The sequence below is a fragment of the Streptomyces sp. NBC_01537 genome, from assembly GCF_045040445.1.
In the GTDB taxonomy this organism is placed as follows: domain Bacteria; phylum Actinomycetota; class Actinomycetes; order Streptomycetales; family Streptomycetaceae; genus Actinacidiphila.
The window spans coordinates 8,225,886-8,241,131 of sequence record NZ_CP109392.1 but is presented as its reverse complement, the minus strand read 5'-3'; the positions used below and the strand labels follow the sequence as shown (position 1 = coordinate 8,241,131).

At 68.7% G+C, this 15,246-nt stretch carries 10 protein-coding genes; 6 read left to right on the top strand and 4 right to left on the bottom strand.

Features of this window, described 5'->3' with window-relative positions:
• Positions 1 to 672, top strand: a complete 672-nt coding sequence (locus tag OG607_RS37880) for a response regulator (protein ID WP_405733565.1) — start codon at positions 1 to 3, stop codon at positions 670 to 672.
• A gap of 31 nt (positions 673 to 703) precedes the next feature.
• On the opposite strand, the gene OG607_RS37875 is transcribed toward OG607_RS37880, so the two are convergent.
• From OG607_RS37875 to OG607_RS37865, 3 genes are all read right to left on the bottom strand, one after another.
• Positions 704 to 2,305 carry an ABC transporter substrate-binding protein gene (locus OG607_RS37875; protein WP_405733562.1) on the bottom strand — a complete coding sequence of 534 codons (1,602 nt, stop codon included), beginning with the start codon at positions 2,303 to 2,305 and terminating at the stop codon, positions 704 to 706.
• 83 nt (positions 2,306 to 2,388) lie between these two features.
• Positions 2,389 to 3,984: an ABC transporter substrate-binding protein gene (locus OG607_RS37870; RefSeq protein WP_405733560.1), complete on the bottom strand. Its 1,596-nt coding sequence runs from the start codon at positions 3,982 to 3,984 to the stop codon at positions 2,389 to 2,391.
• Between the two features lie 428 nt (positions 3,985 to 4,412).
• Positions 4,413 to 5,114 carry an HAD family hydrolase gene (locus tag OG607_RS37865; protein ID WP_405733557.1) on the bottom strand — a complete coding sequence of 234 codons (702 nt, stop codon included), beginning with the start codon at positions 5,112 to 5,114 and terminating at the stop codon, positions 4,413 to 4,415.
• Positions 5,115 to 5,344: 230 nt separating this feature from the next.
• Between OG607_RS37865 and OG607_RS37860 the strand changes: the two genes are divergently transcribed.
• A complete protein-coding gene (locus tag OG607_RS37860) occupies positions 5,345 to 6,391 on the top strand; it encodes a S1 family peptidase (RefSeq protein WP_405733554.1) in 1,047 nt (348 codons plus the stop codon).
• A 137-nt stretch (positions 6,392 to 6,528) separates the two neighbouring features.
• Here the strand turns inward: OG607_RS37860 and metH are convergent, their stop codons facing one another.
• Positions 6,529 to 10,032, bottom strand: coding sequence for a methionine synthase (metH, locus tag OG607_RS37855; RefSeq protein ID WP_405733551.1), 3,504 nt, complete (start codon positions 10,030 to 10,032; stop codon positions 6,529 to 6,531).
• A 219-nt stretch (positions 10,033 to 10,251) separates the two neighbouring features.
• Here metH and OG607_RS37850 point away from each other — a divergent pair, with 219 nt between their 5' ends.
• The 4 genes from OG607_RS37850 (at position 10,252) to OG607_RS37835 (ending at position 15,222) form a co-directional block, all read left to right on the top strand.
• A complete protein-coding gene (locus OG607_RS37850) occupies positions 10,252 to 11,016 on the top strand; it encodes an IclR family transcriptional regulator (protein ID WP_405733548.1) in 765 nt (254 codons plus the stop codon).
• A gap of 226 nt (positions 11,017 to 11,242) precedes the next feature.
• Complete coding sequence (locus tag OG607_RS37845) at positions 11,243 to 12,031, top strand: MIP/aquaporin family protein (protein ID WP_405733545.1); 789 nt, start codon at positions 11,243 to 11,245, stop codon at positions 12,029 to 12,031.
• 49 nt (positions 12,032 to 12,080) lie between these two features.
• On the top strand, positions 12,081 to 13,607 hold the full coding sequence (gene glpK, locus OG607_RS37840) for a glycerol kinase GlpK (protein WP_405733542.1): 1,527 nt from the start codon (positions 12,081 to 12,083) through the stop codon (positions 13,605 to 13,607).
• Positions 13,608 to 13,614: 7 nt separating this feature from the next.
• On the top strand, positions 13,615 to 15,222 hold the full coding sequence (locus tag OG607_RS37835) for an FAD-dependent oxidoreductase (protein ID WP_405733539.1): 1,608 nt from the start codon (positions 13,615 to 13,617) through the stop codon (positions 15,220 to 15,222).
• The last annotated feature ends 24 nt before the right edge of the window (positions 15,223 to 15,246 follow it).

Below are 15,246 nucleotides of genomic sequence, written 5' to 3'. Positions count from 1 at the left end.
GTGGCGATTCGCGTCCTGCTGGTGGACGATCAGCCGCTGCTGCGCACCGGCTTCCGGATGATCCTGGAGGCCGAGCCGGACCTGGCGGTGGTCGGGGAGGCCGGGGACGGCCAGCAGGCCCTGGACCAGGTGCGGGCGTTGCAGCCCGATGTGGTGCTGATGGACATCCGGATGCCCCGGATGGACGGGGTGGAGGCGACCCGGCAGATCACCGGACCGGGCCGGGACGGCCCGGCCAAGGTGCTGGTGCTGACCACCTTCGACCTGGACGAGTACGTGGTGGAGGCGCTGCGCGCCGGGGCCAGCGGTTTTCTGCTCAAGGACGCGCCCGCGACCGAGCTGGTGCAGGCGATCCGGGTGGTCGCCGGCGGCGAGGCGATGCTCGCGCCGAGCATCACCCGGCGGCTGCTGGACAAGTACGCGGGCCGGCTGCCGTCCGGCGAGGACGCGGTGCCGCAGCCGCTGCACACGCTGACCGAGCGCGAGGTCGAGGTGCTGAAGCTGGTGGCGCGCGGCCTGTCGAACGCGGAGATCGCGGCCGAGCTTTTCGTCAGCGAGACGACGGTGAAGACCCATGTCGGGCATGTGCTGACCAAGCTGGCGCTGCGCGACCGGGTGCAGGCGGCGGTCTACGCGTACGAGAGCGGGCTGGTGCGCCCCGGGGCCCAGTAGTCCCGGGGCCCCTACTCCCGGGCGCCGGCCCTCAGGAGTCGGTCTTCTCGATCTCCCAGAAGCGGAAGACGGCCGCGGGGTCCAGGCTCCACTCCAGGCCGGTGATGCCGTTGCGGGCGACGACGTACTGCTTGCCCTGCCAGAGCGGGATGACCGGCACGTCCTCGGCGACGGTGGTCTGGATCTTCTTGAAGTCCTCCACGGCGGCGGTGCGGTCGGACTGGGCGGCCGTGCCCGGGATCAGGGAGCCGGTGATCGTCGTGTTGGTGTAGTTGTTGAAGAGCACATTTCCCTCGCCGAAGAACGGCGCGGTGAAGTTGTCGGGGTCCGGGTAGTCGGGGACCCAGCCCTTGACGTACGCGGCGTACTTGCCGGCCTCGATGTTCTTGGCGTACGTGTCGGCGTCGACGCTCTTGACGGTGACGTCGAACAGTCCGGTGGCGTTGAGCTGCTTGGCGATGGTCCGCAGTTCCGCGACGGTGCCGGTGCCGTAGCGGACCGGGGTGGCCCAGAGGGTGAAGGCGACCTTGTCGGTGATACCGGCGGCGGTGAGCACGGACTGGGCCTTCGCGGTGTCACCGCCCTCGCCGTAGCGGTCGAAGAAGGAGGTGGTGTGGCCGGTGAGGCCGGCCGGGACGATCGAGTAGAGCGGCTCCACGGTGCGCTTGTAGACATCGCGGATCATCGTCTGGCGGTCGATGACGTAGGCGACGGCCTGCCGTACCGCCTTCTTGCCGACCACGTCGTCGTCGAGGTTGAAGACGAGGTGCTGGATCTCGGCGCCGTTGCCCTCGATCACCTGCAGGGTGCCCTTCCCGCTGGCGTAGGCCGCCTGGATCCTGGCTATGTCGGCCGTGGCCAGGCCGCGGTAGGCGAAGTCGACGGTGCCGTCGGTGACGGCCTTCTTGAGGGTGTCCTCGTCGTTGTAGAAGCTCATGGTCACGCCGGAGTTCTTGGCCTTGGCGTCGCCGCTGTAGCTGTCGTTGACCTTGAAGACGGCCTTCTTGTCCTTGTCGTACGAGTCCAGCGTGTAGGGGCCGGAGCCGACGGCCTTGCCATCGGTGCGCAGGGCATCCATTTTGTACTCGGTGTGGTCCACGATGGAGCCGGCGGCGGAGGCCACCTTCATGGGGAAGGTCGCGTCGGAGTACTTCAGGTGGAAGACGACCTTCTCGGCCGAGGGGGTGTCGATCGATTTGACGGAGCCGAGCAGGGCGCCTGCCGGGCCGTTCTCGTCATTGATCTTGATGGTGCGCTCGAAGGAGTACTTGACGTCCTCGGAGGTCAGCTTGTCGCCGTTGCTGAACTTCAGCCCGGACCGCAGGGTGCAGGAGAAGGTCCGGCTCTCCTCGTCGGTGAACTCGCAGTGCTCGGCGGCGTCGGGCTGCGGCTTGGTCGAGCCGTCGGGGAAGGCGAGCAGCGACTGGAAGACGTTGTTGAAGACGATCCAGGAGCCCACGTCGTAGCCGGCCGCCGGGTCCACGGAGGTGATCTTGTCGGTGATGCCCATGGTGACGGCCTGACCGCTGGAGTCACCACTGGAGGTTCCGGAGCCGCAGCCGGCGACCACCACCGCCGTCATTGTCACAGAGAGCGGAAGGGCCAGCCGCTGGACTCGATTCCTCACGAGCATTCCTCACAGGTATTTCGGCCTCACCAAAAAGGCCACGCGGATCCGGGGCGCGGAACATCCCCGGGATCCGCGCGACCGAGGGGTCATCCTGTCACGCCGTGACCCAGTTCCCAGTACTGGGTGGTGGATGACGAGTTGATGAGCCACTCGACACCGGTGATTCCGTCCCGGGAGGCGACATATCCCTTGGACTGCCATACCGGGATCAGCGGGATGTCCTTGGCGACGATGTCCTGCATGGTCCCGAAGTCCGCGACCGTGCTGTTCCGGTCCGCGTCCGCCCGGGTGCGCGGGAGCAGCGTGTTGTTGATCTCGTTGCTCTTGTAGGGCAGGTCCAGGAAGTTCTCGCTGATGAACGGCGCGATGTAGTTGTCGGCGTCCGGGAAGTCCGGGGCCCACCCCATGCCGTAGAAGGCGAACTTGCCGTCGATCGCGTTGCCCACGAAGGAGTCGTACGCCACCTTCTTGAGGCTGACAGCGAAGAGCCCGCTGGCGTTGAGCGACTTCTGCAGCCAGAGGGCTTCCTCGCCCGCCGAGGAGCCGGCCGTGGTGCGGTAGGTGTAGGTGATCTTCACCGGGGTGCTGATGCCGGCGTCCTGCAGGGTCTTGGCCGCGTGGGCCTGACTGGGCTCGCCGTACATGTTGTAGAACGAGTTCTTGTGGCCGGCGATGCCCTGCGGAACGATCGAGTAGAGCGGATCGACCGTGCGCTCGAAGGTGTCGCGGGTGAGCGTGGAACGGTTGATCAGCTGGGCGATGGCCTCGCGGACCGCCTTCGGCGCCACCGAAGCGTACTTCGTGTTGAAGAACAGATAGCGGGTCTCGGTGCCGGAGGCCTCGGTGAGGGTGACGCCCTTGACCTTGCCCGCCTGGAGGTCCGTGATCTGGGCCGGCTTGAAGGCGCTCGAGCCGCCGACGACGTCGATGGTGCCGTCGGCCAGGGCGTTCTTCATCTTGGCGGAGTCGTCGAAGAACTTGATCTCGATGCCGCTGTTCTTCATCACGACATTGCCGTTGTAGTCCTCGTTCTTCGACAGAACGGCCTTGTCGCCCTGGGTGAAGGAGTCCAGCTTGTACGGACCGGAGCCGACGAGCTTGAGGCCCTCGTACGGCTTGTCCGCCTGGTACACCTGGCTGTCCACGATGGCACCGGCGGGCGTGGCCAGCTTGTACGGGAACGTGGCGTCGGAGGCCTTGAGGTCGAAGATGACCTCCCGGTCGCCCTGGGTCTCGACCTTCTTGAGGCCGGAGAGCAGGCTGACCGGACCCAGATCGCTCTTGATCTTGAGCATCCGGTCGAAGGAGAACTTCACGTCCTCGGCGGTCAGGGCGTCGCCGTTGCTGAACTTCAGCCCCGAACGGAGCTTGCACCGGTAGGTCTCCGACTGCTTGTCGGAGAAAGCGCAGCTCTCCGCGGCGTCGGGCTGCGGGGTGGTGCCGCTGCGCGGGAGTCGGAGCAGCATCTGGAACGTGTTCGACAGGATGTTCCAGGTGGCCGCGTCGTACGAGGTGGCCGGGTCGAGCGGGGACGGGTTGTCCTTCGACACGACGATGGAATCCGTGCTGCCGACAACGATCGCGGAACCGTCGGAACCGCTGCCGCCCGAGCCCCCACAACCAGCCAGTACAGGCGCACTCAGACCCAGCAGGGCCGGCAGCACCAGTAGCTTGCTCTTCATCCTCGTTGTTCTCCCTGTTCCGGCCGTCGGCCGCGTGTCGTCCTGGTACGTCATTGGCGCCGGCCGTCGACAGCGTTGGGGGCTCGCACGCTCGGGCGACGATACCGAGGTTGAGTAAGTACGGCACCAAAGATGAGACGAACTTGTGCAAGGGCTGCGACGGCTGCGGCATTGACGTGCGAGGACAGTACTTCGAACGCCAGGCTGCAATAGAACACGGGGACGTTGAGGCGGAATCACGGACATGTAACGGGGCCGGTCATTCCGATATCCGGACACCGGAACGTTCCGGTCGCTTAGGGCAGCAACACGGACACAACGACACCACCCTTATTGGGCGTCAAAGCCCCGCAGCACCCAATGGGCCACCTGTCGACGGCCTTTGAAGTGATGAGAATCACTTACTCGCGTGTATTCCGAATACACGCTCAGTGCACGGCCGTAATCAGAGAGCGCAGAAAAGTCAGATCGATGTGTTCCAGGGATCGAACAACGCTCCTGCCGGGTGCCGATTCAATGGGCGCGATGGACGGCACGGCCACCACCCGGCAGCCGGCCGCCTCCGCCGCGGTGACGCCGGTCGGGGTGTCCTCGATGACGACGCAGCGGGCCGGATCGGCGCCGAGACGGGCCGCCGCGACCAGATAGGGCTCGGGGTGCGGCTTGGTCCTGGCGACCTCGTCGCCGGCGATGGACAGGGCGAAGTTCTCCGGGCCGAGCGAGCGCAGTACGGAGTCGATGATGTGCCGGTGCGAGGCGGAGACCAGCGCCGTGGGCACCCCGTGGGCGCCGAGTTCGGTCAGCAGCCGGCGCGCACCGGGCATCAGGGGCACGCCCCGGTGGATCAGCTCCGTGAAGCGCCGGTTGATCAGGGCCGACAGCTCGGCGAGGGTGGCGTTCGTGCCGGTGACCGAGATCAGGTGGCCCAGGCTGCGGGTCATCGGACCGCCGACCACGACCTCGCGGTGGGCCTCGTCGATGTAGTGGCCCATCTCGGCGAAGACCTCGACCTCCGCATCCCACCAGAAGCCCTCGGTGTCCACGAGGGTGCCGTCCATGTCGAGAAGCACGGCCTGCAGTGCCGAACCGTCGGCCGGACGGTTGTCCACGGCGGGAATTGTGCTGGTCATACGGCCCACTCCTCGCGCTGTCCAGGGGAGACGAAGGCCGGTCGCCATGGCTCCACGGTGGTGGGGCGGGCGACCGGCCTCTACCGGACCGTCCAGTCTACGACTTTCCAAACGGATTCGCCCGTTCACACAGATGTAGCCATTGAGGCCCTTGTGGCTTAAGTGATTGATGGGAACATGTCGCCCCGACCTGTCGTGCTCATTCCCATTTCGTCTCACAGGAGCCCTGCTTGAGAACCACCCGTATCGCCGCCATGGCGGCGCTGCTCACCGCCGCCGTGGTGCTTCCCCCGGCTCAGGCCGCGCTGCCGGCGGCGCAGCCGTCCCCGGCGAAGATCTCGGCCCTGTCGGCGAGCGTCCAGAAGAAGCTGGGCAGCTCGCGTACGGCGGGCGCGTACCTCGACGGCGCCGGGCGGCTGGTCATACCGGTCACCGACGCCGCGGCCGCCCGCACGGTGCGGGCCGCCGGTGCCACGCCCAGGCTGGTCGCCCACAGCGCCGCCCAGCTGAGCACGGCCCAGGCCGGGCTGGACCACTCGCTCACCATCCCCGGCACCGCAACCTCGGTGGACCCGGTGACGAACAAGGTGGTCATCACCGCCGACGTCACCGTCAAGGGCGCCCGGCTCGCAGCTCTCAAGGCGGCCGCCGCGAAGCTGGGCTCCATGGCCGTCATCGAGCGCACGGCCCACCGGATCACCACCAAGCTCCGGGGCGGCAACGCCGCGTACTACGGCGACTACCAGTGCTCGGTCGGCTTCAACGTCGTCAGCGGCTCGACGTACTACTTCCTGACCGCGGGCCACTGCGGCAACGACGCGGTCACCTGGTACAGCGACTACGACGAGACGGTCAAGGCCGGGACCACGTACGACAGCGAGTTCCCGACCAATGACTACGCGCTGGTGAAGTACAGCATCACCAGCCACCCGGGGACGGTGAACTACAACAGCACGACCAAGGACATCAGCTCCTACGGGACCCCCACGGTCGGCCAGACCGTCTACAAGAGCGGCGGCGTCTCCGGCACGACCAGCGGCACCGTCTCGGCGCTGAACTCCACGGTCACCTTCGACGACGGCAGCAAGGTCTACGGCACCATCAAGACCACGGCCTGCGCCGACGGCGGCGACAGCGGCGGCCCGCTCTTCAGCGGCTCCGTCGCCTACGGCATGCTCTCCGGCGGCGACGGCGACTGCGACAGCAACCCCACCGGACCGAACTGGTTCCAGCCGGTCGGTGAGGCGCTGACGGCGTACGGCGTGAGCATTTACTGAGAGGTCCGTGCAGGTCAGGTGGGCAGCTGCGGGCCGTGGTCGGCTGGTCGCGCAGTTCCCCGCGCCCCTTGGGGCATCGTGGCTAGGGTCTGTCCGGTCGATCTTGGTCGGATAGGCCGAGATCGACCGGACAGGCCCTAGCGCGCGTTGAAGTACTTGGCTTCGGGGTGGTGGATGACGATGGCGTCCGTGGACTGCTCGGGATGCAGCTGGAACTCCTCCGACAGCACCACCCCGATGCGCTCCGGCTCCAGGAGCCGGGCGATCTTGGCGCGGTCCTCCAGGTCGGGGCAGGCGCCGTAGCCGAGGGAGAAGCGGGCGCCCCGGTACTTCAGGGCGAACATGTCCTCCACGTCGCCGGGGTCCTCGCCGGCGAAGCCCAGCTCCGAGCGGACGCGGGCGTGCCAGTACTCGGCGAGGGCCTCGGCGAGCTGGACGGACAGGCCGTGCAGCTCCAGGTACTCGCGGTAGGAGTCGGTGGCAAACAGCTCGTTCGCGGCCTCGGAGACCCGGTTGCCGACGGTGACGACCTGCATGCCGATCACATCGGTCTCGCCCGAATCCTCGGGGCGGAAGAAGTCGGCCAGGCAGAGCCGGCGGCCGCGCCGCTGGCGGGGGAAGGTGAAGCGGGTGCGCTCGGTGCCGTCCTCGCCCAGGATGATCAGGTCGTCGCCCTTGGAGACGCAGGGGAAGTACCCGTACGTGACGGCCGCCTCCAGCAGTCCGTCGGTCTGCATGCGGTCCAGCAGGCCGCGCAGCCGGGGCCGGCCCTCGGTCTCCACCAGCTCCTCGTACGTCGGGCCGCCGGCGCGGGCCTGCTTCAGCCCCCACTGGCCCTTGAACAGGGCGCCCTCGTCCAGCCAGGAGGCGTAGTCCTTGAGCGGGATGCCCTTGACGACCTTGGAGCCCCAGAAGGGCGGGGTGGGCACGGGGTTGTCCGTGGCGACGTCGGAGCGGATCTGGCCCCGGTTCTCCTCGGGCTCCTCGATGACGGGCTCGCGCTTGGCGACCCGGCGCTGCTTGAGCTCGGGCAGGACCGCGCCGGGGACGCCGCGCTTGACGCCGATGAGGGCGTCCATCAGGCGCAGGCCCTCGAAGGCGTCACGGGCGTAGCGGACCTCGCCCTCGTAGATCTCGTGGAGGTCCTGCTCGACGTACGCCCTGGTCAGGGCGGCGCCGCCGAGGATGACGGGGTAGTCGGCGGCGAGGTTGCGCTGGTTGAGCTCCTCCAGGTTCTCCTTCATGATCACGGTGGACTTCACCAGGAGGCCGGACATGCCGATGACGTCGGCGCGGTGCTCGACGGCGGCGTCCAGGATCGCCGAGACGGGCTGCTTGATGCCGAGGTTGACGACGGTGTAGCCGTTGTTGGACAGGATGATGTCCACCAGGTTCTTGCCGATGTCGTGGACGTCGCCGCGGACGGTGGCCAGCACGATGGTGCCCTTGCCCTCGTCGTCGGTCTTCTCCATGTGGGGCTCGAGGTAGGCCACGGCGGTCTTCATGACCTCGGCGGACTGCAGCACGAACGGCAGCTGCATCTGGCCGGAGCCGAACAGCTCGCCGACGACCTTCATGCCCTCCAGGAGGGTGTCGTTGACGATCTCCAGGGCCGGGCGCAGGCCGAGCGCCTCGGTCAGATCCTGTTCGAGGCCGTTCTTCTCGCCGTCGATGATGCGGCGCTGCAGGCGCTCCTCCAGCGGCAGCGCGGCGAGCTCCTCCGCGCGGCCCGCCTTGACGGACTTCAGGTCGACGCCGTCGAACAGCTCCAGGTAGCGCTGCAGCGGGTCGTAACCCTCCCGGCGGCGGTCGTGGATCAGGTCCAGGGCCACCTCCACCTGCTCCTCGGGGATCCGGGCGATGGGCAGGATCTTGGACGCGTGGACGATCGCGGAGTCCAGGCCGGCCTCGACGCACTCGTTGAGGAAGACCGAGTTCAGCACGACGCGGGCGGCCGGGTTGAGGCCGAAGGAGATGTTGGACAGGCCCAAGGTGGTCTGGACGTCCGGGTGGCGGCGCTTGAGCTCACGGATGGCCTCGATGGTGGCGACGCCGTCCTTGCGGGACTCCTCCTGGCCGGTACAGATGGTGAAGGTGAGGCAGTCGATGAGGATGTCCGACTCCAGCACGCCCCAGTTGCCGGTCAGGTCGGCGATCAGCCGCTCCGCGACCGCCACCTTGTGCTCGGGGGTGCGGGCCTGGCCCTCCTCGTCGATGGTCAGCGCGATCAGCGCCGCGCCATGCTCGACCGCGAGCGAGGTGATCTTCGCGAACCGCGATTCCGGGCCGTCGCCGTCCTCGTAGTTGACGGAGTTGATCACCGCCCGGCCGCCGAGCATCTCCAGGCCCGCCTGCAGCACCTGCGGCTCGGTGGAGTCCAGCACGATCGGCAGCGTCGAAGCGGTCGCGAAGCGCCCCGCGATCTCCTTCATGTCGGCGACACCGTCCCGGCCGACGTAGTCCACGCACAGATCCAGCAGGTGCGCGCCCTCGCGGATCTGCTCGCGCGCCATCTCCACGCAGTCGTCCCAGCGGCCGTCCAGCATGGCCTCGCGGAACTTCTTGCTGCCGTTGGCGTTGGTGCGCTCGCCGATCGCCAGGTACGAGGTGTCCTGACGGAAGGGCACGGTCTGGTAGAGCGAGGCCGCGCCCGGCTCGGGGCGCGGGGAGCGCTCGGCGGGGGTGAGGTCCCGGACGCGCTCGACGACCTGGCGCAGATGCTCAGGGGTGGTACCGCAGCAGCCGCCGACCAGGGAGAGGCCGTACTCGCGTACGAAGGTCTCCTGGGCGTCGGCCAGCTCGGACGGCGTCAGGGGGTAGTACGCGCCTTCCCGGGCCAGGATCGGCAGGCCGGCGTTGGGCATGCAGGCCAGCTGGATGCGGGAATGGCGGGAGAGGTAGCGCAGGTGCTCGCTGTAGGCCTCGGGGCCCGTGGCGCAGTTCAGGCCGATCATGTCGATGCCCAGCGGTTCCAGCGCGGTCAGAGCGGCGCCGGTCTCCGTGCCGAGCAGCATGGTGCCGGTGGTCTCGACGGTGATCGAGACGATCAGCGGCAGGTCCAGGCCGGACGCGTCCAGCGCGCGGCGGGCGCCGAGGACGGCCGCCTTGGTCTGCAGCAGGTCCTGGGTGGTCTCGACGATCAGAGCGTCGGCGCCGCCGGTGATCATGCCCTCGGCGTTGCGCTGATAGGCGTCGCGCAGGGTGGCGTAGGCGGCGTGGCCGAGGGTGGGCAGCTTGGTGCCGGGGCCCATGGAGCCCAGGACCCAGCGCTGCTGTCCGGTGTTCGCCGTGAACTCGTCCGCGACCTCGCGGGCGATGCGCGCGCCGGCCTCGGACAGCTCGTACACGCGCTCAGGGATGTCGTACTCGCCGAGCGCCGCGTGGTTGGCCCCGAAGGTGTTGGTCTCGACGCAGTCCACGCCCACGGCGAAGTACGCCTCGTGGACCGAGCGCACGATGTCGGGGCGGGTGACGCTCAGTACCTCGTTGCAGCCTTCCAGTCCCTGGAAGTCGTCCAGTGTCGGGTCCTGGGCCTGGAGCATCGTGCCCATGGCCCCGTCGGCCACCACGACGCGGGTGGCGAGGGCCTCCCGCAGTGCTGCGGCTCGGGCGGTTGCGGACAAGAGGGACGGCTGGGCCATGGATCTGCTCCCTGGGATGCGACGGCTGTCGGCTTTGCGGGTCCGATGCGATCACACCCGCACGCGAGCCAGACTAACGCGCGGTACCCCACGGCTCCTGGGCATTCCGAGGGGCGGACGCAAAGTGTCACACTCGACTCTGGAAAGATGTGGTCGGCATCGTCTGACGCCGTTCAGCATTGTCGACCCACTTCTGGCCGTCATTACGGAGGGTGTTACATGCCAGGACCCATCCAGTCGCTCACCAGGGCGGCTGCGATCCTGCGGCTGCTCGCCGGCGGGGAGCGGAGGCTCGGCCTGTCGGACGTGGCCTCGTCGCTCGGCCTCGCCAAGGGGACGGCGCACGGGATCCTGCGCACACTCCAGCAGGAGGGGTTCGTCGAGCAGGACCCGGCCTCGGGCAAGTACCAGCTGGGCGCCGAGCTGCTGCGGCTGGGCAACAGCTATCTGGACGTCCACGAGCTACGGGCCCGCGCCCTGGTCTGGACGGACGACCTGGCCCGCTCCAGCGGCGAGGCGGTCTACCTCGGGGTGCTGCACCAGCACGGCGTGCTGATCGTGCACCACGTCTTCCGGCCCGACGACAGCCGGCAGGTGCTGGAGGTCGGGGCGATGCACCCGCTGCACAGCAGCGCGCTGGGCAAGGTGCTGTCGGCGTACGACCCGGTCGCCCACAACGAGATCATCGACCTGGAGCGCGAGGCGCTCACCTCCCGCACCATCACCGAGCTGCCCGATTTCGAGGGCGTACTGGACCTGACCAGGGCCCGGGGCTGGGCCTCGGACCTGGAGGAGACCTGGGACGGGGTGGCCTCGATCGCCGCGCCGATCCATGACCGGCGCAAGATGCCGGTGGGCGCGGTGGCGATAACCGGTGCGGTGGAGCGGGTCTGCGACGGCGGGGAGATCCGCGCGCAGCTGGTGGCCGCGGTGCGGGACTGCGCCCGCTCGGTCTCGCGCGATCTCGGCGCCGGGCGTTTCTGAGGCCTTTCGGCACCTTCCGGGGCATCCCGCGTTTCTGAGATGTTTCTGAGACTTTTCGTACTTTCAAGAGTCTTGGCTCACACCCCCCTTGACGTGCGCGGCATCGCGGATGAACACTTCCGTTCGACGGTCGACATTGTCGAACACCTGCCGACGGAGTCGGTAGGATGTACGAAGTTCGAGACCGCCATTGCCCTTCCCCTGGACAAGGACAAAGGAGTCGCGGGTGTCCAGCGACAACATCTTCATCGGCGAGACCATCGGTACCGCCATACTCATCCTGCTCGGCGGCGGTGTCTGCGCGGCGGTCACTCTCAAGAGCTCCAAGGCCCGCAACGCCGGCTGGCTCGCCATCACCTTCGGGTGGGGCTTCGCGGTGCTGACCGCGGTCTACATCTCCTCCAGCCTCTCCGGTGCGCACCTCAACCCGGCCGTCACCATCGGCATCGCGGTCAAGACCGGTGACTGGAGCGACGTCCCGGTCTACATCGCCGGCCAGATGGTCGGCGCGATGATCGGCGCCGCGCTGGTCTGGGTCGCCTACTACGGCCAGTTCCAGGCCCACATGGACGACCCCGAGCTGGTCGCGGTGGCGGACCCGGAGGGCCCGGTCACCGGCAAGGACGCGCAGCCCGCGCCCGGCGGCCCGGTGCTCGGCATCTTCTCCACCGGCCCCGAGGTCCGCGTCGTCTGGCAGAACCTGGCGACCGAGATCATCGGCACCTTCGTCCTCGTCCTCGCGGTCCTCACCCAGGGCCTGACGAAGGGCCTCGGCCTCTCCGGCACCGGCGCCCTGATGACCGCCTTCGTGGTCGTCGGCATCGGCCTGTCGCTCGGCGGCCCCACCGGTTACGCCATCAACCCGGCCCGTGACCTCGGTCCGCGCATCGTGCACGCCCTCCTGCCGCTGCGCAACAAGGGCGGCTCGGACTGGGGCTACGCCTGGATCCCCGTCGCGGGCCCGATCATTGGTGCCGTGCTCGCGGGCGGCCTCTACCGCATCGCCTTCGCGTAACCCTCAGCCCGCAGACTGACGACCGAAGAGACTCAACGAGGAGTACACCGTGACCGACGCTCACACCACCGGCCCCTTCATCGCGGCCATCGACCAGGGCACCACCTCCAGCCGCTGCATCGTGTTCGACAAGGACGGCCGGATCGTCTCCGTCGACCAGAAGGAGCACGAGCAGATCTTCCCGAAGCCGGGATGGGTCGAGCACGACGCCGCCGAGATCTGGACCAACGTCCAGGAAGTGGTCGACAGCGCCATCACCAAGGCCGGCATCACCTCGGCCGACGTGAAGGCCATCGGCATCACCAACCAGCGTGAGACCACGCTGCTGTGGGACAAGGCCACCGGCGAGCCCGTCCACAACGCGCTGGTCTGGCAGGACACCCGCACCGACGCCCTGTGCAAGGAGCTCGGCCGCAACGTCGGCCAGGACCGCTTCCGCCGCGAGACCGGCCTCCCGCTGGCCTCGTACTTCGCCGGCCCGAAGATCCGCTGGCTGCTGGACAACGTCGAGGGCCTGCGCGAGCGCGCCGAGCGCGGCGAGATCCTGTTCGGCACCATGGACAGCTGGGTCATCTGGAACCTCACCGGTGGCCCCAACGGAGGCGTGCACGTCACCGACGTCACCAACGCCTCGCGCACCCTGCTGATGAACCTGGCGACCCTGGAGTGGGACGAGAAGATCCTCGCCTCCATCGGTGTCCCGGCCGCCGTGCTCCCCGAGATCCGCTCCTCCGCCGAGGTCTACGGCCACGCCGCCTCCGGCCTGCTCGCCGGTGTGCCCGTCGCCTCCGCGCTGGGCGACCAGCAGGCGGCCCTGTTCGGCCAGACCTGTTTCGCCGAGGGCGAGGCCAAGTCGACGTACGGCACCGGCACCTTCCTGCTGATGAACACCGGCGACAAGCCGGTCAACTCGTACAACGGCCTGCTGACCACGGTCGGCTACCGCATCGGCGACGAGAAGCCGGTCTACGCCCTCGAGGGCTCGATCGCCGTCACCGGTTCGCTCGTGCAGTGGATGCGCGACCAGATGGGCCTGATCAAGAGCGCGGCCGAGATCGAGACGCTGGCCTCCTCCGTCGAGGACAACGGCGGCGCCTACTTCGTGCCGGCCTTCTCCGGTCTGTTCGCCCCGCACTGGCGCTCCGACGCCCGTGGTGTCATCGCCGGCCTGACCCGGTACGTCACCAAGGCGCACATCGCCCGTGCCGTGCTGGAGGCCACCGCCTGGCAGACCCGCGAGATCGTCGACGCCATGACCAAGGACTCCGGCGTCGAGCTGGCCGCGGTCAAGGTCGACGGCGGCATGACCTCCAACAACCTGCTGATGCAGACCCTCGCCGACTTCCTGGACGCCCCCGTGGTCCGTCCGATGGTCGCCGAGACCACCTGCCTCGGCGCCGCCTACGCCGCCGGTCTGGCCGTCGGCTTCTGGGCGGACACCGACGAGCTGCGCGCCAACTGGCGCCGGGCCGCCGAGTGGACCCCCAACATGGACGCGGCCCAGCGTGACCGCGAGTACAAGAGCTGGCTCAAGGCCGTCGAGCGGACCATGGGCTGGATCGAGGACGAGGAGTAAACACAAAATGAGCACCCTGCAGAGCGTCCCGACCCTTGGGACGCACCCGACCGCCGGCCGCAACCCCGGCCGTTCCGAGACCCGGGACCTGCTCAGCCACGCCACGTACGACCTACTGGTGATCGGCGGCGGAATCCTCGGCACCTCGGTGGCCTGGCACGCCGCGCAGTCCGGGCTGCGGGTGGCCATGGTGGACGCCGGCGACTTCGCCGGCGCCACCTCCTCCGCCTCCTCCAAGCTCGTCCACGGCGGTCTGCGCTACCTGCAGACCGGCGCGGTCAAGCTGGTCGCGGAGAACCACCAGGAGCGGCGCGCGCTCGCCAAGGACGTCGCGCCGCACCTGGTCAACCCGCTGACCTTCTATCTGCCCGTCTACAAGGGCGGACCGGTCAGCGCCCCCGTGCTCGGCGCCGGGGTCTTCGCCTACACCGCGCTGTCCGCCTTCGGCGACGGCGTCGGCAAGGTGATATCCCCGGCCCGCGCCGCGGCCGACAACCCCGGCCTGAACACGGAGAACCTCAAGGCCGTAGCCGTCTACTACGACCACCAGATGAACGACTCGCGGATGGCCATCATGACGGTCCGCGCCGCCGTCGAGGCCGGGGCGGTCGTCCTCAACCACTCCGAGGTCACCGGGCTGCGCTTCACCCGGGGCCGGGTCAGCGGCGCAGACCTCAAGGACCGGCTGGACGGCACCGAGTTCGGCGTCGACGCCCGGGTCGTGCTGAACGCCACCGGCCCGTGGGTCGACCACCTGCGCAAGATGGAGGACGCCGGCTCGGACCCCTCGATCCGGCTCAGCAAGGGCGCCCACGTCGTCCTCAAGCGCAAGGCGCCCTGGAAGGCCGCCATGGCCACCCCGGTCGACAAGTACCGCATCACCTTCGCCCTGCCGTGGGAGGACCAGCTGATGCTGGGCACCACGGACGAGGAGTACACCGGCGACCCGGCCGACGTACGGGCCACCGAGGCCGACATCCAGCAGATCCTGGACGAGGCCCGGCTGTCCGTGAAGGACGAGCACCTGGACCGCGACCTCATCACGTACGCCTTCGCCGGGCTCCGGGTGCTTCCCGGCGGCCCCGGTGACGTGAAGAAGGCCAAGCGCGAGACGGTCGTCACCGAAGGCCGCGGCGGCATGCTGTCGGTGGCCGGCGGCAAGTGGACCACGTACCGGCACATCGGCCGCACCGTCATCGGCAAGCTCGCGCAGCTGCCCGGCGGGCCGCTCCGGGAGGACATGGTGCCGCTGGCCCGGCTCCCCAAGCGGATGCCGCTGCCGGGCGTCGCCAACCCGAACGCGGTCGCCCACCGGCTTCTCGTCGACCGCGACCCCGGCAGCCGTATCGACCCGCTGACGGCCCGCCACCTCGCCACGCACTACGGTTCGCTGTCCTTCGACATCGCGCGGCTGGTGAACGAGGACCCGTCGCTGGGCGAGCGCATCCACCCCGACGGCCCGGAGATCTGGGCGCAGGTCGTCTACGCGCGGGATCACGAGTGGGCGCAGACGGCCGATGACGTGCTGCGGCGCCGTACGACGCTCACCGTGCGGGGTCTGGACGACGCGGCTGTGCGGGAACGGGTCGAGGAGCTGCTCGCGAAGCGGGCCTGACCGGGGGTCCCGGGGTTCCGGGGT